Annotated in this window: 19 protein-coding genes and 1 tRNA gene; 11 read left to right on the plus strand and 9 right to left on the minus strand. The window is 65.0% G+C overall.

Going from position 1 to position 20,537, the window contains the following annotated elements:
* Positions 1-29: 29 nt before the first annotated feature.
* The 3 genes from LH20_RS09730 (at position 30) to LH20_RS22905 (ending at position 3,406) form a co-directional block, all read left to right on the plus strand.
* Positions 30-1,661, plus strand: coding sequence for a CTP synthase (locus tag LH20_RS09730; RefSeq protein ID WP_053554025.1), 1,632 nt, complete (start codon positions 30-32; stop codon positions 1,659-1,661).
* A gap of 24 nt (positions 1,662-1,685) precedes the next feature.
* Positions 1,686-2,372 carry a Crp/Fnr family transcriptional regulator gene (locus LH20_RS09735; protein WP_053554026.1) on the plus strand — a complete coding sequence of 229 codons (687 nt, stop codon included), beginning with the start codon at positions 1,686-1,688 and terminating at the stop codon, positions 2,370-2,372.
* Positions 2,373-2,448: 76 nt separating this feature from the next.
* Positions 2,449-3,406 (plus strand): IS630 family transposase gene (locus tag LH20_RS22905; RefSeq protein ID WP_144423556.1). Its coding sequence is split into 2 segments (ribosomal slippage): positions 2,449-2,771 and positions 2,770-3,406, totalling 960 coding nucleotides; the frame shifts between segments, so codons are not numbered across the junction.
* 156 nt (positions 3,407-3,562) lie between these two features.
* On the opposite strand, the gene LH20_RS09750 is transcribed toward LH20_RS22905, so the two are convergent.
* Positions 3,563-5,929 carry a hypothetical protein gene (locus LH20_RS09750; RefSeq protein ID WP_053554029.1) on the minus strand — a complete coding sequence of 789 codons (2,367 nt, stop codon included), beginning with the start codon at positions 5,927-5,929 and terminating at the stop codon, positions 3,563-3,565.
* 69 nt (positions 5,930-5,998) lie between these two features.
* Here LH20_RS09750 and LH20_RS09755 point away from each other — a divergent pair, with 69 nt between their 5' ends.
* The gene (locus LH20_RS09755) at positions 5,999-6,295 is read left to right on the plus strand and encodes a hypothetical protein (protein ID WP_053554030.1); all 297 of its coding nucleotides are present in this window, start codon (positions 5,999-6,001) and stop codon (positions 6,293-6,295) included.
* Positions 6,296-6,464: 169 nt separating this feature from the next.
* Positions 6,465-7,769, plus strand: coding sequence for a hypothetical protein (locus LH20_RS09760; protein ID WP_053554031.1), 1,305 nt, complete (start codon positions 6,465-6,467; stop codon positions 7,767-7,769).
* Between the two features lie 79 nt (positions 7,770-7,848).
* Here the strand turns inward: LH20_RS09760 and LH20_RS09765 are convergent, their stop codons facing one another.
* Positions 7,849-8,322, minus strand: coding sequence for an Lrp/AsnC family transcriptional regulator (locus tag LH20_RS09765; protein WP_053554032.1), 474 nt, complete (start codon positions 8,320-8,322; stop codon positions 7,849-7,851).
* Positions 8,323-8,520: 198 nt separating this feature from the next.
* On the opposite strand from LH20_RS09765, the gene LH20_RS09770 reads away from it, so the two are divergent.
* The 3 genes from LH20_RS09770 to LH20_RS09780 all read left to right on the plus strand — a co-directional run bounded on the left by LH20_RS09770 (position 8,521) and on the right by LH20_RS09780 (position 11,304).
* Positions 8,521-10,125 carry a histidine kinase dimerization/phospho-acceptor domain-containing protein gene (locus LH20_RS09770; RefSeq protein WP_235527171.1) on the plus strand — a complete coding sequence of 535 codons (1,605 nt, stop codon included), beginning with the start codon at positions 8,521-8,523 and terminating at the stop codon, positions 10,123-10,125.
* 29 nt (positions 10,126-10,154) lie between these two features.
* Positions 10,155-11,177, plus strand: coding sequence for a polysaccharide deacetylase family protein (locus LH20_RS09775; RefSeq protein WP_053554034.1), 1,023 nt, complete (start codon positions 10,155-10,157; stop codon positions 11,175-11,177).
* A 51-nt stretch (positions 11,178-11,228) separates the two neighbouring features.
* A tRNA-Ile gene (locus tag LH20_RS09780) sits at positions 11,229-11,304 on the plus strand.
* 31 nt (positions 11,305-11,335) lie between these two features.
* Here the strand turns inward: LH20_RS09780 and LH20_RS09785 are convergent.
* On the minus strand, positions 11,336-11,611 hold the full coding sequence (locus LH20_RS09785; protein WP_235527172.1) for a hypothetical protein: 276 nt from the start codon (positions 11,609-11,611) through the stop codon (positions 11,336-11,338).
* Between the two features lie 172 nt (positions 11,612-11,783).
* Here LH20_RS09785 and LH20_RS09790 point away from each other — a divergent pair, with 172 nt between their 5' ends.
* Complete coding sequence (locus tag LH20_RS09790; RefSeq protein WP_053554035.1) at positions 11,784-12,047, plus strand: hypothetical protein; 264 nt, start codon at positions 11,784-11,786, stop codon at positions 12,045-12,047.
* A 70-nt stretch (positions 12,048-12,117) separates the two neighbouring features.
* Here LH20_RS09790 and LH20_RS09795 read toward each other — a convergent pair whose 3' ends face one another.
* Positions 12,118-13,341, minus strand: coding sequence for a sensor histidine kinase (locus LH20_RS09795; RefSeq protein WP_053556211.1), 1,224 nt, complete (start codon positions 13,339-13,341; stop codon positions 12,118-12,120).
* A gap of 150 nt (positions 13,342-13,491) precedes the next feature.
* On the opposite strand from LH20_RS09795, the gene LH20_RS09800 reads away from it, so the two are divergent.
* On the plus strand, positions 13,492-13,905 hold the full coding sequence (locus LH20_RS09800; protein WP_053554036.1) for a hypothetical protein: 414 nt from the start codon (positions 13,492-13,494) through the stop codon (positions 13,903-13,905).
* Positions 13,906-13,965: 60 nt separating this feature from the next.
* Positions 13,966-14,967, plus strand: a complete 1,002-nt coding sequence (locus LH20_RS09805) for a fumarylacetoacetate hydrolase family protein (protein ID WP_053556212.1) — start codon at positions 13,966-13,968, stop codon at positions 14,965-14,967.
* Between the two features lie 62 nt (positions 14,968-15,029).
* Here LH20_RS09805 and LH20_RS09810 read toward each other — a convergent pair whose 3' ends face one another.
* The 5 genes from LH20_RS09810 to LH20_RS09830 all read right to left on the minus strand — a co-directional run bounded on the left by LH20_RS09810 (position 15,030) and on the right by LH20_RS09830 (position 20,537).
* Entirely contained in the window at positions 15,030-15,974 is a 945-nt protein-coding gene (locus LH20_RS09810; RefSeq protein ID WP_053556213.1) for a type II secretion system F family protein, read from the minus strand.
* A gap of 97 nt (positions 15,975-16,071) precedes the next feature.
* Complete coding sequence (locus LH20_RS09815; protein WP_053554037.1) at positions 16,072-17,037, minus strand: type II secretion system F family protein; 966 nt, start codon at positions 17,035-17,037, stop codon at positions 16,072-16,074.
* Between the two features lie 58 nt (positions 17,038-17,095).
* The gene (locus tag LH20_RS09820; RefSeq protein ID WP_053554038.1) at positions 17,096-18,373 is read right to left on the minus strand and encodes a pilus assembly protein CpaE; all 1,278 of its coding nucleotides are present in this window, start codon (positions 18,371-18,373) and stop codon (positions 17,096-17,098) included.
* Positions 18,370-19,011: a CpaD family pilus assembly protein gene (locus tag LH20_RS09825; RefSeq protein WP_053554039.1), complete on the minus strand. Its 642-nt coding sequence runs from the start codon at positions 19,009-19,011 to the stop codon at positions 18,370-18,372. The genes LH20_RS09820 and LH20_RS09825 overlap by 4 nt, the downstream gene beginning before the upstream one ends.
* A 26-nt stretch (positions 19,012-19,037) precedes the next feature.
* Positions 19,038-20,537 (minus strand): type II and III secretion system protein family protein, encoded by a 1,500-nt coding sequence (locus tag LH20_RS09830; protein WP_053554040.1) that lies wholly within the window; start codon positions 20,535-20,537, stop codon positions 19,038-19,040.

The raw sequence follows: 20,537 nt of genomic DNA on the forward strand, positions 1-20,537 counted from the left end.
ACCCCTCCTTTGAGTAAGTCTTTCCTCCCATGGCGCGGTTCATTTTCATCACCGGCGGCGTGGTTTCCTCCCTTGGCAAAGGTCTGATGGCGGCAAGCCTCGCGGCCCTGTTGCAGGCGCGGGGATTTCGCGTGCGCATTCGCAAGTTCGATCCTTATCTGAACGTCGACCCGGGCACGATGTCCCCCTATCAGCACGGCGAGGTCTATGTGACCGACGACGGAGCCGAGACCGACCTCGACCTTGGACATTATGAGCGCTTCACCGGCGTCGCCGCGCGGCAGAGCGACAATGTGACCTCGGGCCGTATCTATCAGCAGATTATCACCAAGGAGCGCCGTGGCGACTATCTCGGCGCGACGGTTCAGGTGGTCCCGCACGTCACCGACGCCATCAAGGCCTTTGCGCGCGCCGAGACCGACGACCTCGATTTCGTGCTGTGCGAGATCGGCGGGACGGTCGGCGACATCGAATCGCTCCCCTTCATCGAGGCGATCCGCCAGCTCCGCAACGAGGAAGGACGCGAAAATACGCTCTCGGTCCACGTCACGCTGGTGCCCTATATCGCGGCCGCCGGCGAGCTGAAGACCAAGCCGACCCAGCACAGCGTGCGCGAGCTCGCCTCGCTCGGCGTCCAGCCCGACATTCTGCTCTGCCGCTGCGAAAAGCCGCTGCCCGACGGGGAGCGCGCGAAGATCGCGCAGTTCTGCAATGTGCGCAAGGAAGCGGTGATCCCGGCGCTTGACGCCGATTCCATCTACTCGGTGCCTGTTCAATATCATGGCGAAGGGCTCGATTCGGAGGTGCTGCGCGCCTTCGGCATCCACGATGCGCCCAATCCCGATCTGACGGCCTGGTACGACATCATGGACCGCAAGCAGCACCCCGAGGGCGAGGTGACGATCGGGGTGGTGGGCAAATATGTGTCCTTGCCCGACGCCTACAAGTCGCTCAACGAGGCGCTGGTACACGGCGGGCTTGCCCACCGGGTCAAGGTGAACATCCGCTGGCTCGACGCCGAAATGTTCGAGCGTGACGAGGATCTGGCGGCCAATCTCGAACCGCTGCACGGCATTCTTGTGCCCGGAGGATTCGGCGAGCGTGGCTCTGAAGGCAAGATTGCGAGCGTCCGCTTTGCGCGCGAACGCGGCGTCCCCTTTCTTGGTATCTGCCTCGGCATGCAGATGGCGTGCATCGAAGCGGCGCGAAACACGAGCGGGATAGCAAAGGCATCAAGCACCGAATTTGGCCCGACCGATGAACCTGTCGTCGGCCTGATCACCGAGTGGATGAGCGCCGAGGGGCTGCAGAAGCGGGGCGCCGATACCGATCTTGGCGGGACGATGCGGCTCGGTGCCTATGCGGCCAAGCTTTCGCCGAACAGCCATGTTGCGAGCATTTATGGCGCGAGCGATATCAGCGAGCGCCACCGCCACCGTTATGAGGTGAACGGCGCCTATCGCGATGCTCTTGAAAAGGGTGGTCTGGTCTTTTCAGGCCTTTCCCCCGATGGCATGCTGCCCGAAATCGTCGAGCGGCCTGACCATCCGTGGTTTATCGGGGTACAATTCCATCCCGAGCTCAAGTCGAAGCCGTTCGACCCGCACCCGCTGTTCGCGGGCTTTATCGAGGCGGCTGTCAAGCAGAGCAGGCTGGTCTGACGCCATTGAGGGAGAAGAGGGACAATGGATCACGCGAAACTCGCCGAACTTCAGGGGCCCGACAGTATCTTCTCTGGCCTGACTGGTGAGGACTGGGCCGATATCGCAGGCCGCGCGGTGCAGGTCCAGTTCGCCAAGGGCAAGGAACTGCTCAGTCAGGGCGACAAAGGCGACAGCCTCCTGATCCTGACGGAGGGAAGCGCGCGCGTTTCGCTCCTCACCGCAAACGGGCGCGAGATCGTCCTTGCCTATGCCGAACCGGGCGCGGTCCTCGGCGAAATTGCCCTCCTCGACGGCGGCGAACGGACAGCTTCGGTCATTGCGACAAGTGCCGGCTCAGCGCTTCAGCTCGGCCGCAACGCGATGCGCGACTTCGTGACCAGTCACCCCGATTTCGCCTGGTCGCTGATGCAGCAGCTCGCGCGGCGGCTGCGCACCGCTGATCAAACGATCGAAAGCGACCGTGCCTACGCTTCTGGCCCGCGCCTTGCGCGCTACCTCAAGCGGCTGATGCGCAAGGACAGCTCCGACGCGGTCGCGCGCGTCGAGCTCAGCCAGACCGAACTCGGCAATTTCGCGGGCATGAGCCGTGAACATATCAACCGCCAGCTGCGAAGCTGGGAAGAATCGGGAATCATCGCACTCGATCAGGGCCGGGTGCGGGTGCTCGACCCCGAGATGCTCGAGGATATCAGCGAGGTCGAGGGCTAGAGCATCGCGCTGGAAATGGGAATCGGGGGATTCCCAAATGGTCTGAGTTGTGATTCACCGGGTTAGGAGGTGGATCATGGGGAAAGCTTATTCGAGAGATCTGCGCGATCGCGTGGAGGGGTATATAAGATCGGGTCATTCGCGGCGTGATGCTGCCCGCCGCTTTGGGGTGAGCCCGAGCTTTGCGGTGAAGCTGTCGCAGCGTGTTGCGTTGACGGGTTCGACAGCACCGGCGCGACAGGGCCGGCCGGCCGGGGGCGGTAAATTGGCGGCCCATATGGAGGTGCTGATCGGCTGGGTGGAGGCGCAGCCCGACATCACGATGCCCGAACTGGCGACGCGGCTGAAGGCGGCGACAGGGGTTGTTGCCCATCCCGCATCCTTGTCGCGTGCGCTGTTGGCTGCTGGATTTACCTTCAAAAAAAACGCTTCTGGCGTGGGAGTGCGCACGCGCTGACATTGCCCTGCGCCGTCGCAGCTGGCGCCAACATCGCCAGCCGCGGATGCGCCGAGAGCCGCATCGGTTGATCTTCGTCGACGAGACGGCAACCACGACCAAGATGACGCGCCTGCGCGGGCGAGCGCGCTACGGCTCGCGCCTCAAGGCAAAAGCGCCGTTCGGGCACTGGAAAACCCAGACCTTCATCGCCGGACTCCGCCACGATGGCCTGGTCGCTCCCTGGATCATCGACAGGCCGATGAACCGCGACATCTTCGAGACATGGGTCGAAACGCAGCTCGCGCCCACGCTCAACCCTGGTGACGTCGTGATCCTCGACAATCTCTCGAGCCACAAAAGCGAGAAGGCCGCGACAATCCTCAAAGAGCGCGGCGCATGGTTCCTGTTCCTGCCGCCCTACAGCCCCGATCTCAATCCGATCGAAATGGCCTTTTCCAAGCTCAAGGCTCACCTGCGCCGCAGCGAAGCGCGCAGCTTCGACGCCCTCTGGCGCGTCCTGGGCAATATCTGCGACCTCTATTCATCCGAAGAATGCTGGAACTACCTCAAAGCCGCCGGCTATGCGTCCGATTAAACGCACGATGCTCTAGGGACCGGAGCCGCCGGTCCGCTGGGCCGCGATAGGTTCGCTGGCGCGGCTCTTCTTTCCCGCGAAAAGCGGGGATCCTCGATCAAAGCTCGGAGATGAGGAAGCGATGTTTCGCGCCGCAGCGACGCGATGGACCTTGCCTTAGCCGCGCAGCCGGTCGATCGCCTGTGCGAGGGCGACATAGAGCTTCCCGATATCCGACGAGAGGAGCGTGACGCTGATCGCCGATCCGTCGCGCGCGCCCAGAAGCAGGCGGAGCATCGCCTCGAAATCGTGGATGAACTGATTGACCGCGGCATGGAAGCTGTCGTCGGCCTGATAAAGGCGCAGGATCTCCTTGGCCTCGCTGTTTTCGACCAGCTTGACAGCGCGCCGGGCAAAGACACCGCGGTCGCCTTTCAGATAGGCCTCCCAGGCCGCATCGCTGACCTCGCTCGACAAGATCTTGGTGAGGTCGATCGCGGTCGACTTCAACGCCTCGGTGAGCAGCCCGGCCTGTTTGGCGAGCGACTCGCGATCCGAGGCGGCGATCGCCTGATCGGCCTCGCGGGCGCGCTGCTCGACGCTCGCGCTGGTGTCGATGATCGTGATGAGCTGGCGCATCAACCGGTCGGCGGCGCCATTTGCTGCCTCGACTGCGCGCTGCGAGGCTTCCTCGATGGCGCTGAGCTGGGCCATGACCTCGGTCTTGAACGCCGCGTCGAGCGCCCCGGTCGCGGTCGCCTGCATCGCATCGCGCGCGCCGGCCACCAGCTTTTCGAGCGTCTGACGCGCCTCTTCGGCGGCGCTGTCGGCGGTTGTGCGCACCTCGCCCAGGGTCGCTATCATGCGCGCGCCGCCCTGCTCGGCAAATTCATCGGCGCCCGCGCGCAGCTTCGCGAGCGCCTCATCGGCTTCAGCGAGCGAGGCATTGAGCCGCTCGGCGAGCGCCTGCTGGCTTTCGGCATGACCGGCCATCTTTTCTTCATTGGCCTTGAGCGTCGATTGGACAGCATTGACGTGCGAGAGCGTCGATTGCGCAACAAGCTCCGAAGCTTCGAGAATCGGCTTGATCTGCGCCAGTGCGGTCTGCGTGGTCTGGCCGTGCGCGCCCATTCGGTCGAGCGCGCGCGGCAGTGTCTCGTCGAGCTCGCGCGTGACGGCATCGAGCGCGAGAAGGAGCGATTCGGCGTGGGTGATGAGCTCGCGCGCCGAACCATTGCCCTTGTGCACCTCGGTCATGAAGGCGGCGAGCTGGCCCTTCGTATCGTCGATCGCCCGGCCGATGACGCCGGTGCTTGCCGAAACGCTGACGTCGAGAGTTTCGAGCTGCTGGCTCACCTCGGCGACATGCGCGCTGATACGCTCGGCAAGCGCTTCGCTCGCTGCGCCGTGGCCCGCGATCTGATCGCCGATCTCGGTGCCAGCGCTGCGCGCCGCGGCAAGCCGCGTGTCCATCTCGTCGGCCGCGGCGGCCACGCCCTCGCGAAATTGGCGCCACGTCGATTCGATCTTCTCGCCCATCGCTGCGACGGTTTCGTTCATTTCCTCGCGTGCAGATGCTGCAGAATTGGTGATCTGGGCGAGCGCTGTTCCGTGCGCGCCGGTCACCTGCGCCGAGGCGGCGAGCAGGCTCGCCTCGGCCTCCTTCGTGCGCTCCTGAAGCCCCGCGATCGCATCGGAGATGCTCGCGGCCGAAGCTTCGCCGGTCTGCGCGGCCTTCGCTGCCTCTTCCGCGAGTGCGGCAAGCTTCGCCTCAAGGCTTGCACCTTGCTGGTGCGCGACGAGGCCCGCCTCGCGAAAATTGACGGCGAGACGCTGCGCGACATCATCGATTCGCGGCAGTCCGGCAAGGAGTCCGTCCATGCGCTGCATCGCGACATCGCCCGATCGCGCCAGCTGGTCATTCGCATTCGCGATGACCGACGCATTGCTCGCGAGCTTGTCGCTGCTTTCGTGCAACCGGGCAACCGCATCCAGCCCGAGCTGCTGGACAATCTTCGCCTGTTCGGCGAGCTGCTTCTGCGCGTCGGCGAGGTGGAGACTGAGCGAATGCATCGACTGGCCGAGCGCCTGATTTTCATCGCGCAGCGCGGCCGCAACGCGTGCAAAGCGCGCCTGCTCGGAGCGGCTCGAGCGCAATGCCACCATCCAGAGCAGGAGAAGAAGGCTAAGCGGCATCGCGACCGTGGCGACAAGCGCGGGCCATTCGCTAAGCGCCGGCGCGCGCCGGAACCACAAGGTCGCGGCGCCGAGCGCGAAGCCGGTCCAGATGAAGCCTGCTGCAACGAGCATTACCGGGAGACGCTCGCGCCAGGGCGAGGGGGAGGCGGACGCCTCCTCGCTTTCGTCCTCAACCAGCGCCGAACGGTCGAGCCAGCCGCGCTCGGCAGGCGCGTCTTCCATCGCGGACGGTTCCGCGGGCGGCAGGCTGTCAGGCGCAGCCGCTTCGGCGGACGCCGTCTCGTCCGCACCTTGGCTTGCCTCGGAATTCCGCCACAAACCGACGATCTTCTTTTCCCCCGTCATGCCACCATCTTACCTATCATTCGCGCCGGGCGAAACGGAAACTTAACCCTGTTGTGACAGGGCTGTGGAATGTCTTTCGACAGTGGCCCCCTCGACCGGTATCTGAGCGCCGCAGTCGGCGACGATCCGGCGATCGCGCTTGACCTTCGCGGCGCCTTCAAGGCCAGCGCGTGCGACCTCAGCGATCTCATGCGGCGCGCCCGCTGTGACGCGAACTGGCATATTGCGGCGCTCCGTCTCAAGGGACTTGCTGCCACTTTCGGTATCATTCCGCTGATCGAACTTGCCGAAGAGGCGATGGCCGGCGCGCCGGGTGACCCCGCCGTGCTGCGGCAGATCAATAAGGCGATCGACAGCCTCGCCTAGGCGCTGCGCGACAAACCGGGTTCAATCCCCGTTCAGCCGCGTCCTGACATTCCCAATATCGACCACGGCCGTCTTGCCTTGGCAACGCTTGCGGTTTAGCCGCGTTACCGAACCGCGGCCGGACCGGCGATTGCTGGGCAAGGCGGCCGATTCAAAGGAGAGTTTCACGATGATCAAGCGTTTTCGCCCGATGCCCGCGACGGCGATGGCCGCTGTGCTAGGCTTCGCGATGATGACGACCGCCGCCGCTCCCGCGGCTGCGCGCGAAAAGCCGAAAAAGGAAGAGGCGGCCAAGGGCCCCCAGCTTGACCCTAGCAAGGATTTCAGACCCTTTGCCCAGAAGATGGATGCCGCCTTCAAGAAGAAGGACGCGGCGGCTCTTCAGGCCGCGATCACCGAGGGGCAGGGCGCGGCCACGACGAACGACGACAAATATTATCTTGGCTTCTTCACCTTGCAGCTTGGCATCCTGAACAAGGATCAGGCGCTTCAGGAGCAGGGCCTAAACACAGCGCTTGAGTCGGGGCTTGTGCCTGCGGCAGACGCGGCGATCTATAATTTCTTCGCTGGCCAGTTCGCCTATCAGAAGAAGGATTATGCGAAGGCGGCGCAGCGGCTTGAGGCCGCACGTGCAGCCGGGTCGACCGAGCCTGCGCTCGCCGACGCACTCCTCGACAGCTATGCAAAATCGGGCCAGACCGACAAGGCAGTCGCCTTTGCAAAGGAAAATATCACGACAATGCTCGCCGCGGGCCAGCGGCCCTCCGAGCAGATGTTCGTGATCCCCGCGCGCGCCTTGCAGGAAGCGAACCGTACTGAAGAGATGCTCGATCTGCTTGCGCTGCGTGTCCAATCCTATCCGACGCCGCAGATCTGGCACCAGACGCTGATGATCGCCATTCGCGGTGCCGACAAGGAGCGCACGCTCGATACGCTAAGGCTGATGCGTGCGACGAACTCGCTGCTGGAGCGCAGCGAATATGCGGAATATGCGGCGCTTGCATCGCAAGCGGCGCTGCCGGGAGAGGTCGTTGCAGTCATCCGCGAGGGCAAGGCGAAGCGGGTCATCCCGGCTGCCGACGCCGATCTCGATGAGCTCGCCAAGACCCAGGCCGAGCGCGCGGGCGATGAAGAATCGACCCTCGCGGCCTATGCCAAGAAGCCCGCGACGCTTTCGAATCCGAAGGTCGCCGGCGTGACCGGCGATGCGCTCGTCGGCTATGGCCGCGCCGCTGAGGCCATCCCGCTCTATCAGGCAGCGCTGAGCGCAGGCGGCGACAAGGACCTGTGGACCTATCGCCTCGCTGTTGCGCAGGCGATGACCGGGGACGCGGCCGCCGCGAAGGCCAGCTTCGGGCAGGTCACCGGCCCGCGCAAGCCGCTTGCCAAATTCTGGCTCGCCAAGCTCAACGCCGATGCGGCGCCGGCCGCTGCACCCGCGCCCGCCGCCGCCCAGCCCGCCACCGGCGGCTGATCGGCAGACAAGCCAAGAAAAAAGGGCGCCGTTCTTGTGAGCGGCGCCCTTTTTTCGTCTGGTTCGCGTAGACTAACCGTCAGGCCTCAACCGGTATCCCGGCGAGCTGCTTTGCCGTGCGAATGGTCAGTGACGTCTTGACGCTCGTCACATTGGGCGCCGAGGTCAGATGCGCGGTGAGGAAGGACTGGAAGCTTTGCAGGTCGCGCGCGACGACTTTCAGCAGAAAGTCGATTTCGCCGTTGAGCATGTAGCATTCGCGAACCTCGGGCAGGCCGCCGACATAATCCTCGAACGCCTGAAGGTCGGCTTCGGCCTGGCTGCGCAGGCTGACCATGGCAAAAACGGTGATCCCGTACCCCAGCTTCGCTGCGTCGAGATCGGCATGATAGGAACGGATCACGCCCGACTCCTCGAGCGCGCGCACGCGGCGCAGGCAAGGCGGCGCGGTCAATCCGACCATTTGAGCGAGCTCGACGTTGGTCATTCGCCCATTTTTCTGCAGTTCGCTCAAGATCTGCAAATCGATCTGATCGAATTTTTGGCTCGCCATTTTGTAACTTCCGCTTCCCAATCTCGCGGGAGACCATAATTATATTTCAGGCGATTGCAATTGTCCCACAATGCGACGACAGGGTTAACGCGCTTTCATGACCAGCGGATTCACGCTAGCCGGTAATTCTACGCTAACCAATGAAACTGGGTGTGGGGCCTGCTTTGCGTGACTGCTGACTCAATGATCGCAACGATCTTGCGCCAGACTCCGGCCGACCGCCGGGCGCGTATTGCTGCCTGGCGTCAGCTCTCCGATATTCTGGCGCAGCGCGGCAATCAACTGGCTGATGAGGATGTGCGCCGCGCGCTCCACGCGCTCGCGGTGCTGCGGCCTGAAGTTCCCGAGAAGGTGCGCCGCGATTGCGCGCGCGCGCTGGCCCGCCATGGCCGCTTCGCCCCATTGGTGGCGCTTTATGCCAATGATGTACCCGCCGTGTCGGTCGCAATGATGCGCGAGGCGCGCCTTTCTGAGGATGACTGGCTCGCGGTGCTGCCGGCAACGAACCCGATGGCGCGCTCGGTTCTTGCCGGGAGGGGCGACCTGCCCGATCCGGTGCAGCGCGCGCTCGCGGCGCTTGGCAGCGCTTCGGTCGCGCTGCCGCAACCCCCGGCCGCTGCGGAAGAGGCAAAAGATGACGCCGCGCCCAGTCAGATCAGCGAGTTGGTGCGGCGGATCGACAAGTTCCAGTCGAGCCGAGGCCAGCCGCTCGGTCCGCGGCCTGCGGCGCCCCGGCTTCGTGCGAAGGAGCGCGAGGGCTTCTTGTTCGAGACCGGCCCGGACGGCGTCATTCACTGGGTCGAAGGCATTGCGCGCGGTGCGATCGTGGGGCTCTCGATCGCCGAGGCGGCCTTTGGGGGTGAGCCCGGCGTCGATGGCGTCGCAGCCGGGGCTTTTCGGCAGCGCGCCGAAATGATCAACGCGCGGCTCATTCTCGAGGGCGGCGCCGAGGAAGCCGGCGAATGGCGCTTCTCGGCCTTGCCTTGGTTTGAGCCCGCGACCGGACAATTCAGGGGTTATCGGGGGAGCGCGCGGCGACCGCGAAGCAACGAGACGCCTTATCGCGCGGCGAGCGGCGATGCTGCGGGCGACTCCATTCGTCAGTTGATCCACGAACTTCGCAGCCCCCTCAATGCGATTTCGGGGTTTGCCCAGATCCTATCAGGGCAGATGTTTGGCCCGGTCAGTCAATCCTATCGGCGAATGGCGCAGACGATCGTTGCCGATGCTGCGGCCGTGCAGGCGATCATCGACGATCTCGAAACGGCTGCGCGCTCAAGCGCCAACCCCTCTTCCGAAGCCGGGGCAGGCGAGGCGGAAGCCGATATTGCTGCCATCGTCACCCAGGTCGAGTCTGACCTTGGCGGATTGCTCGACGATCATCAGGTGAGCGTGAGCATCACGCGCATCGGCGGGCCTTTCCGCGCACGGACCAGCGACGCTGACGCGCGGCGCATGGTCGGCCGTCTCGTCACCGCGCTGGTCGATGTGTCCGAGCCCGGCGCAGCCGTCATTGGCCAGCTCGTGACCGATCCCGAGCATGACGACATGCTGCAACTGCGCATCGTGCGCCCCACCGCAATCCGCTCTGCAACGGCCGCCGAACTGCTTGACCCTGGATATAGTCCCGAGGGCGAGGCGCCGGGCGCGGCGATCCTGAGCCTCGGCTTTTCGCTTCGCCTCGTCGACAGCCTCGCGCGCGCCGCGGGCGGACGACTCGATATCGGGCACAATGCCTTGACCTTGCACCTTCGCTCCGCCAACCCGGCGAAGGCGGAAAAGGACGCGTCGCAGGGCGACTAGTCCGAAAGAATGCATGGGGGAAGAGAGCGGTGCAGCCGGCGGGCAATTTGTTCAATGTTCCGCAGGCGTCCGATCTGGTGAGGCTCGCGGACGGCGAGCGCCCGCGTTTCTGGGTGACTATCGACACCGAAGAGGATTTCGACTGGTCCCAACCCTTCAGCTGTACCGCCTATTCGCTTGGATCGGTCCCTGCGCTCGCCGAGTGCCAGGCCTATTTCGAGCGCGCCAGCGTGCAGCCCATCTATCTGGTCGACTGGCCCATCGTCACCGATGACCGCGCCCACGACATATTGGGCCGCGCGGCGCAGGAGGGGCGCTGCGAGATCGGGGCGCAGCTTCACCCCTGGGTCAATCCCCCCCACGAGGAGGAGGTGAACGAGAAAAACAGCTACACCGGAAATCTGCCGCGCGCCCTGCAACGCGCCAAGATGACACGGCTGCGCGACGCGATCCGCGACCGCTTCGGTGCTGCACCGCTCGCCTACCGGGCCGGTCGCTACGGCTTGGGCGCCGATACCGCGGCGCTCCTTGCTGAACTTGGTTTTCGGTGCGACACCTCAGTGCGCGCGGGTTTTGACTATCGCGCGGGTCACGGCCCCGACTATCGCGCGGCGCCGCTTCATCCCTGGTGGGTCGAGACAGATGCGGGCGCGGTCCTCGAAATCCCCGTGACGACGGTCTTTGGCGGCCTCCTCGGACGCCTGGGACCGTCGGTCTATCATCGCCTCGAGCAGAGCGGTGCGCGCGCTGCGCTCGCGCGCTTTGGGTTTGTCGAGCGGATCGCGCTCACCCCCGAGGGCATTCCCGCCGAGCGCGCGCTCGAGGCGATCGACATCGCGATTGCCCAGCAGCTGCCCGTGCTCAACTTCTCCTTCCATTCGCCATCGCTGCAACCGGGAAACACGCCCTATGTGCGCGATGCTGCCGATCTGGAACATTTCTATCGCTGGTGGGATATGGTCCTTGATCATCTCGCGCGCCGCGGCATTGAGGCGGCGACCGCCGCCGGGATCATCGCAATGGCCGAGCGCGCAAAGCCGCCGATTGCGTGAAGCGGCTTGCCAATGCGGCGCGGCCTCCGCTATCGCGCGTTGACCCCTCGGGGGCCTGTAGCTCAATGGTTAGAGCTGGCCGCTCATAACGGCTAGGTTGCGGGTTCGAGTCCTGCCGGGCCCACCATTCTCCCTGCCGGGGGAGGCCCGTGCCGCTTCTACCCCGCTCCCTTCAGCGCGATCACGTCGCCATGCGCATCCGCCTCGCCCGCGGCCGCGGCCGCGGCCAGCATATGATCATGCTCGGCAAAGACCCGTTCGATATCCTCGCGCTTTTCAAAGATAAGCTTCGCAACGCCCGCCGTCATGCCGCCCTCTTCGCCGACCCGGCCGAGGACGCTCGCCAGGTCGGCAAGCGTCGCGCGTTCAGGGGTGGGGTGAAGACCGCCCTTGTCGTCGCGATAGGCTGTGCATTCGATTGCCATGAGATCCATCCGCCTTGTTTCAAACGATAAAACGCTTTGCCGTGCAAATGGATGCATTCATCCCGGCGCCGGGGAACCCGAGCAAAAAGAGCTCGTTGGCACTCCCGAGGTCTGCGGGGAATGGCAGGCCTGCGGCGAGGGGCGTTCTTTTGGCTCCTTCGCCTCATGCAAAGGAGTAACCATGCGTAAGATTGTGATGATGTCCGCTGTGGCGGCGAGCTTTGTGATGGCGCCGATGGCGGCGATGGCTCAGGAAACGGCCACGCCCGCGCCGACCGAAGAACCGGCCCCGGCCCCGGCGCCTGACGAGGAGCCTGCCCCGACTACTGATCCTGCTCCGAGTGATGAGCCGGCGCCTGCTCCGGCGCCCGGTGAAGAACCCGCGCCTTCGGATCAGCCGGCTCCGGCTCCGAGCGACGAGCCGGCTCCGGACCCGCAGGGCTGATCCGCGCCTTTTCGCGCCTATCGCCAGGAGGGCGGCAAGGGAAACCTTGCCGCCCTTCGCTTGTGCGCCATCATTGCGCCGGCGGAAAGCTGACCGATACGCAGCTGCCCCGGCCGACCTCGCTCGCGATGTCGAGCTGGCCCTGGTGACGCTCGCTGATATGCTTGACGATCGCAAGCCCGAGCCCGGTTCCGCCCACCGCGCGGCTGCGCGCTTCGTCGGCGCGGTAGAAGCGCTCGGTGAGCCGCGGCAGGTGCGCGGGTGCGATACCGTCTCCCTCGTCGCTGATGCTGAGCCGCACGCGGCCGGCCGCGCGCTCGAGCTTGACGATGATCGGCGTCCCTGCGCGGCCATATTTCATCGCATTCGTGATGATATTGTGCGCAAGCTGAGCGAGCTGCGCTGTATCGCCCAATATCGGTAAAGGATCGCCGGGCCGCGTGAGGACAATATCCTGCGCGCGTGCGTCGTCGCTTTCGCGCAGCTGCGCAACCGTGTCTCCAACGACGGCCGCAAGATCGACCGGCGTGGTGGGACGGCGGAAGCGGTCGGCCTCGATGCGCGAGATCGACAATAGATCGAGGACGAGTTGCTGCATCCGCCGCGCCTCGCGCTCGATGATCGCGAGGAAGCGGCGGCGCAGCGCTGGATCGGCATCGCCGCTTGGGTCCTGCAGCGTCTCGACATAGCCCAGAATAGCAGCGAGCGGGGTGCGCAGCTCGTGGCTGGCGTTGGCGACGAAGTCCGACCGCATCCGCTCGGCGGCGTCGATTGCCGAGCGGTCGGAGAGGATGATGATGCGCTCGTCCTCCGGCAGCGCGGCGGTGCGCATCGTCCAGCGCTGGCCAGGGCGCGGGAAATCGACGAGGCTTACCTCCCGCGCAGTCCCGGACATTCCCCCGTCTGCCAGCCATTCTACCACGGCGGGATGGCGGATCGCGGTGCGGATGTCGGCCCCGGTGATATGGGGGCCGAGCAGTTCGACCGCGGCATCGTTTGCAAAGGTAACGACATTGTCTCTGGTACCGATGAACGGATCCGTTTCGTGGCCGGCCCAGCGCGCAAAGCCGGGGTGGCGGAGCAACGAGGGGGCGGAAGAGGGCAGGGTCGAGGTCGCAGCATGCGCATCGGTCACCGCCCCGGGCACGGCTGCATAGACGATTGCGGCCGCGGCGAAGCCGGCGAGGGAAAGGAGGGCGACCGCGAGTGGCTGGCCCCCCGCCAGCGCGGCGAGAACCGCCGCAATTGCGATCAGCGTCAGCGCGATGATCAGGCTGGACAGGCGATCGAACATCGCGTTCGCGCCTCGCACGCGCAGCCTTGACGCGCAAGCCATTCGCGCAGCTTAAATCCTTGCCGCGCGAGTGTGCCAAAGCGGGATGGGGACGGAGGTCCTGCGGCTTTTCCTTTTCGCGCGGGGCGCGGATAGGCTATGCGTTTGGGCATGGAAAAGAGCGACACTCCGGCCGGATGCACCGGCGAGGCGGATGAGGCCGTTCCCTCGCGCCGCAGGATGCTCGCGCTCGGCGCGGCGGGCGTCTCGACGGCGCTCACGATCCGTCCGGCCTTTGCCCAGACCGCCGTGTCGGTGATAAACTGCGAGATACCCGTGCCCGGCGCTACAGCGGCGGGCCAGTATGTCGACGGCCAGGGCCAGCTTGTTCCGGCTGGAACCAAGGGTGCCTTTCCCGGTTCGCCGCGCCCCTTTACCGGCGAAGAGGTCAAGCGCGCCTTCCGCGGCCAGACGCTGCCGGGCACTAGCTACGAACAGTCGCAGGCCTATCTCCAGTATATCCGGCGCTTGCAGGCGGGCCAGTCGGGCTTTACCTGTTTCGCATCGATCCAGATGCCCCGCTGACCATCGACTTCCTTTGAAGCGATGGCGGCTTTGCTGCGCATCGCAGACAAAGGATATTGCGTGAAACTAGCTTCGCTCAAGGCCGGCCGCGACGGACGGCTCGTTGTCGTCTCGGATGATCTTGCCTGGTGCGCGGATGCGGCGTCCATCGCGCCGACGATGCAGAATGCGCTCGACAATTGGGACGAGGTCGCCCCGCGGCTCGCCGCGCTGGCCGAGGACCTCAACCATGATGCGATCCCGAAGGAGCGCTTTCATGAGCGCGACGCGGCCTCGCCGCTGCCGCGCGCCTTTCAGTGGGCCGATGGCAGCGCCTATGTGAACCATGTCGCGCTGGTCCGGCAGGCCCGCGGGGCGGAGATGCCCGACAGCTTCTGGCACGATCCGCTCATGTATCAGGGCGGCAGCGACGGGTTTCTGGGCCCGCGCGACCCCATTCCGCTCGGTGATCCGGCGTGGGGCTGCGACATGGAAGCTGAAGTTGTCGTGGTGACAGGTGACGTGCCGGCGGGCATCGACGCGGGGTCGGCGCGCGACAGGATCCTGCTCGTCGGGCTCACCAACGACGTTTCGCTGCGCGGTCTGATTCCGGCCGAGCTCGCCAAAGGGTTCGGTTTCTTTCAGTCCAAGCCCGCAAGCGCGATGTCGCCGGTTTTTGTGACCCCTGCCTCGCTTGGCGACCGGTGGCGCGATGGCAAGCTTCACGGAACGCTTTGCGTTGACCTCAACGGAACGCCGCTCGGCCGCGCCGACGCCGGGGTCGACATGACCTTCGACTTTGGCGCTCTCATCGCGCACGCGGCAAAGACCCGCAACCTCGGGGCCGGGACGATCATCGGCTCGGGCACCGTGTCGAACCGCGACGCGGGCGGAGGGCCGGGCAAGCCGATCGCCGAGGGCGGGCTCGGCTATAGTTGCCTCGCCGAGGTGCGGACGGTCGAGACGATCCTTCAAGGCGAACCCAAGACCCCCTTTATGAAAAAGGGCGATACGGTGCGTATCTGGATGGATGACGAGCGCCACCACAGCATCTTCGGGGCGATCGAGCAGCAGGTCGCCTAAAACCAAAAAAGGGGCGGGAGATGCCTCCCGCCCCCCGGATGGTCGAGCTTGCCTCCGCTCGGTTAGGACATCGACCCCGCGAGCGCGTCCTTGAGCGAACAGGCTGCGGGTCCAAGGATCACGATGAAGAGGCACGGCAGGATGAAGAGGATCAGCGGCACCGTCATGATCGCCGGAAGCCGGGCTGCCTTTTCCTCCGCGCGCATCATGCGCTCGTTGCGGAATTCTGCTGAAAGAACGCGCAAGGCGCTCGCGAGCGGCGTGCCGTATTTTTCGGTCTGGATCATGGTCGTGACGACGCCCTTCACCGAATCAAGATCGACGCGATAGGCGAGATTCTCGAACGCCTGGCGGCGCTCGGTGAGGAAGCCGAGTTCGATCGAGGTCAGCGCAAACTCCTCACCGAGTTCGGGATAGGCCCGGCCCAGTTCCTTGGCGACGCGACTGAAGGCGGCATCGACGGTGAGGCCCGCCTCGGCGCAGATCACGAGGAGGTCGAGCGCGTCGGGAAGCCCCTTTCGGATGGCGTCGGTGCGCTTCTGCCGCTTGTTGTCCACGAAGAGGTCGGGCGCCTTGTAGCCGAGAAGCAGGGCCCCCATCGTCGCGGCGGAGCGCTTGAAGGGCGTAAGGTCGGGCCACAGATCGATGCCATAGATCAGCAAGGCGGCAAGACCGCCGAGGAGAATCGGCAGTACGAGCCGCCCGAAGATCACCGCAACCGCCAGATCCTTCGAGCGGATGCCGGCCTGCGCGAGCTTTTGCTGCACGTCCTTGATCTGCTCGTCCTGAAGCACCTGCAGCTTGCCGAGGAAACTGCGCATCTTGTCGGCCGTCTGGTTCTTGCGAACCAGCTTGACGCGGCGCTTTGCGGTCGACGCCGTGATGCCTGCCTTGAGCTGTTCGCGGCGATCGTTGAGCGCCTTGACCCGCTTGGCCATGGGGTCGCGAACGGTGAGCGCGCCATAGACGGCGAGCAGCACGGCGAAGACGCCCACTGCAGCAAGCATGGTCGCCGCCCAGACGACGTCGACGCCCAACAGCGTGGGTCCGGCCTGGCGTCCGGAGAAGGCGGCGAGGACGAGATTGCTGTTCACGGCCGTTCCCTCAGATCTCGAAGCTGATCATGCGCGACATGATGAACGCGCCGATGCTCATCCAGACGAGGCCGCCGAGCCCGGTCACGATGAGACGCTGTTCGTGGAAGAAGCCCGAGAGATATTCAGGGTTCATCGACCACACGATGCCGAACACGAAGAAGGGCAGGGCGCCGACGATATAGGCCGAGGCCTTGGCCTCCGACGACATGGCGCGGATCTTGAGCTTCATCTGCGCGCGCTTGCGCAGCACGTCCGAGAGATTTCCGAGCGTCTCGGCAAGATTGCCGCCGGTCTCTCGCTGGATCGCGATCGTGATGCAGAAAAACTGGAACTCGGGGGTTCCGAGCATCTCGGCCGATTCCTGCAGCGCTGCCTCCATCGTGTTCCCGATGCGGATGCGCTCGACCACTCCGCGAAATTCCTCGCCGACGGGTCCCGGAAGCTCCTGGCTGACCACCTGGAAGGTTTCGGTCACCGGAAGCCCCGATTTCAGACCGCGAACGAGCAGGTCGATCGCGTCGGGAAAGCGCGTGTTGAAGGCCGCGACGCGCCGCTTGATCAGCCGGCCCGTCACCAGATAGGGCACACCGACCGCCGCCATCACGCCGATCAGCGCGGCGAGCACGAAGGGCGTGCGAAGCACGAGGAGCGCGCCGGTCATCACCACGAACAGCCCCATCGATGCGAACATATACTGGCTGACCGTCCAGCCCTTGCCCGTCCGGCGCAGGCGCAATTCCATCTGCTCGCGCCGCGGCATGAGGCTGGAGAGGCTGCTCCCTCGCCCGCTCGCTGCCTGGATCGTCTTGCGCATCTGGGCCGCGACCACCGCTTCGGTCGACGCGGCGTGGCGGTCCTTCATCATCGCGAGGCGGCGGCTCTTCGACTTGCTGACCGACGGTCCGCCGAACAGCAGAACGACGAGGACGAAAGCCAGGAAGCAGGCCGCGATAATCAGCGTAGGCAGGGTCATGATCGTACGTCCGATTAGCGATGGGAACGACAGAGGTCCGCTTTGTTCTGCGATCTCGTCACGACTGTTTTGCGGTCTTTTTCGTCACCAGATTGCCAAGGCTGCCGAGCTTGCCGAGAAGCGAGGCGCCCGACTGTCCCCGGGCGGACACGGAGACCTCCTCGGCCTCCTCGGCGCCGTCGAGGACGAGGCGCATCAGCTGTGTCCAAACCTGACTTGCCTTGGTGCCCTTGCAAATCTCGGCATAGGATTTGCCAAGTTTTGCCGACTGGCTGACCAGCTTGGGATCGAAGGGGATCGTGACGTCGACATCGCGCTCGATCGAGGATTCAAACTCCTTGCGCGAAAGCTCGCCAATCGTGCTCTGGAACTTGTTGGCCACGAGAATGACGCGTGCGCTCGGCACATTCTGCTTGAACCACGACAGGAGGCGGATCGTGTCGCGCGCCGCGGCAAGCGTGACGTCGCTGACGAGCAGGATCGTTCCCGCTTCCGCCACGAGGTGCGGGAAGGGGATGAGGACCTGGCGCGGAATGTCGACAATCGTCATTTCGAACGCATTGCGCAGCTCTTCTTCCAGCTGGAAGAAGGCCGAGCCGTCGGTCATCACCGGCTGGTGGATCGGCGCTTCGGCCGACAGGAGACTGAGCTTGTCCGAGGCGCGGACCATCGCGCGTTCGATGAACAGACCATCGATGCGGCTCGGATTGTCGATCGCGTCGATCAGGCCGCGGCCCGGTTCGAGGTCGAGCGTCAGCGCGCCGGTTCCGAAATGGATGTCGAGATCGAGGAGCGCGGTCTGGCGGCCCGCCTGCTCGCTCATCACCCAGGCGAGCGAGGTCGAGACGAGCGAGGCGCCCACGCCGCCGCGCACGCCGACCACCGCGGTCATGTGATGCGGCTTGTCGTCGAGCATGTCCGCATGCTTGGGAGCCGCGAGCATTGCCTGTGCCATCGTGAGCGATTCACGGACCTGATCGAGCGACAGGGGCTTCAGGAGATAATCCTGAATGCCGCTCGAAAGGAGATCGCGATAAAGTCGCACGTCGTTGACCTGCCCGGCTGCGATCACGACGGTGCCCGGCTCGCACACTTCGGCAAGCGCGTTGATGTCGTTGATGGGATCGCCCGATTCGGACATGTCGACGAACAGGATGTTCGGGCTTGCCGAGACGGAGAGCGACTGGACCGCATTGCGAAGGCCGCCCTTGTTGCACTTCTCGATCGGCCAGCCCATGTCGGCCGCGGCGACGCGGATCAGCTCCAGCGTATCGTCGTCGCAAACGAAGGCGTTAAAGGGCTCACGCAGCCCGGCTGCTTTGAAAGGCGCGTTCACTTGCCACCTCCACTCGTCGATTCACCGCGCAGTTCGCCGGCTCCCGTCGGCGGCTTCTCCCGATAGGTCTTGATGGCGCGGCTTGCGGTATTGGGATCGTACCGCTCGCCGGCCGCTCCCTTGATGAGGTCATTGGGGTCCGAGACCATCGCGGCGAGATTGCTGTTCGTCGCGCAGCCATAGTTGGACGAGGTCGCGTTGTTGAAATTGATCGACGACTGGCTCGCCCAATCGGGGCATCCCGGCACATGGGCCGAGGCGCGCGTCACGACGATGCGCATGTAGCCGGGCGGTATTTCGCCCGTGGTGACGGGCGCATCGGTGCCAACGAGCAGGCCGCGACGCTCGACGATGGCCCGCACCGCGGCTTTCGCGGCGTCATTGCCATAGGCGGCAGGATCCTCGATCGAGATCCGGTCGCCGTAACGCACGCCCATCGCATCGAACCAGCCCTGAAGGCGGCCCTGCTCACTGGGCGGGAGTTCACCGCCCGTGGCAGCGACGTCGAATTGATAGATGTGGTTGCGCACGACCGGCTGGTGCACCGAATCGAGGCTCATGTTGCTGTTGGCACTGCCCGTGCAGCCCGCGAGCGTCGTGACCAGTGCCAGCGTGGTCCAAGTTGCGATTTTCTTCATCACTTTGCTCCCTGAAAGCCAGCGCGTCACTTGATGCTGAAGCCAGGCGACACGTCGTCGCCGCCGCGTAGCCGGTCGGCGTCGCCTGCCGAGGTGTCGAGGCGCGGTTTGGGCCTGTCGCCGCCGCTCACGCCGTTGCTTGTCTGGTTGAGAAACAATCGCGCGGCGTCGTTCGCCACCTGATAGGCATCGGTGGGAAGCTTGATGTCGTTCGCCGAAACCGGGTTCACCAGATAGGGGGTCACGACGATGACGAGTTCGGTTTCGCCGCGGCGGAAGCTGTCCGACTTGAACAAGGTCCCGAGGATCGGCACATCGCCAAGGCCCGGCATCTTGTCGATCGCGCCGATCGCGCGATTGTTCATCAGGCCGGCGATCATGAAGCTCTCGCCTGAGCCGAGTTCGACGGTCGTCTCGGCGCGGCGGATTGTCAGCGCGGGGATCTGGAATCCTTCCATCTCGATCGCGCCTTCGGTCGAAAGCTCCGAAACCTCGGGCCGCACGCGCAGGCTGATGCGGCCATTCGACAGCACCGTGGGCGTGTAGGCGAGGCTCACACCATATTTGCGATATTCGATCGTCGTGCCCGCAAAATTGCCGGGAATCGGGATCGGGAATTCGCCGCCTGCGAGGAAATCGGCGGTTTCACCCGAGATTGCCGTCAGGTTGGGCTGCGCGAGTGTCACCACCATTCCCGAACGCTCGCCCATGTCGAGCGAGGCGATAAGGTCGAGGCCAAAGAGGCGGCCCGCCCCTGCGATACTGCGCGTACCGCTCGGCGTCGTGATCTGGTAAGCGGTCGACCCGGGGGGGATCGGCGGATCGCCTTCGCCCGGATAGAGAATGTTCCCGGCAGTGCGGCCGCCGAAGACTCCGCCGAGGAAGCCGTTGCCAAGCGGGCCATCGCGGTCGCGGGTGAGGATATTGCCGCTGATCTCCTTGACCAGCGAGCGGTTCACCTCGGCGATGCGAACCTGCAGGTTGACCTGGAGCGGCGTCGCGGTGCGCAGGCGGGAGAGCACTTTGGTCCCTTCGCCGACGAAGGCCTGCACCAGGCGTTCAGCTTCGGCGGCATCATCGGGCGACTCCACCGTGCCGGTGAGCAGCACGAGGCCGTTCATCGTGTTCGCCGCGATTTTCGCCTCGGGCATGGCGAGCGCGAGCATCTGGTCGATCGTCTCGATATTGTTGCCAACGCGCGCGACGGTCGAATAGACCACGCGGCCGCTGGCATCGGTGGCATAGATGCTCGTCTCGCCCGGTGCCTTGCCGAAGATGTAGAGCTGGCGCGCCGAGCGGACCTGGACATCGGCTACGGCGTCGTTCGCGACGAAGACGTCGACCATCGGGGCGGGCAGGCTGATCAGGCGGCCGCGGCCCACCGACAGGTCGATGCTTGAGCTCGCATTCTGGGTCGCCTGCGCCGAGGCCTGCTGCGACGGGGCGGAAACCAGGGCCGCCGAGACCAGGCCGATGGCCAGGGTTCGGGCCAGCGCGGCCGCCTTCATTTTGGCTTTGCGGTTCAT

The sequence above is a fragment of the Sphingopyxis sp. 113P3 genome, assembly GCF_001278035.1.
GTDB lineage: Bacteria > Pseudomonadota > Alphaproteobacteria > Sphingomonadales > Sphingomonadaceae > Sphingopyxis.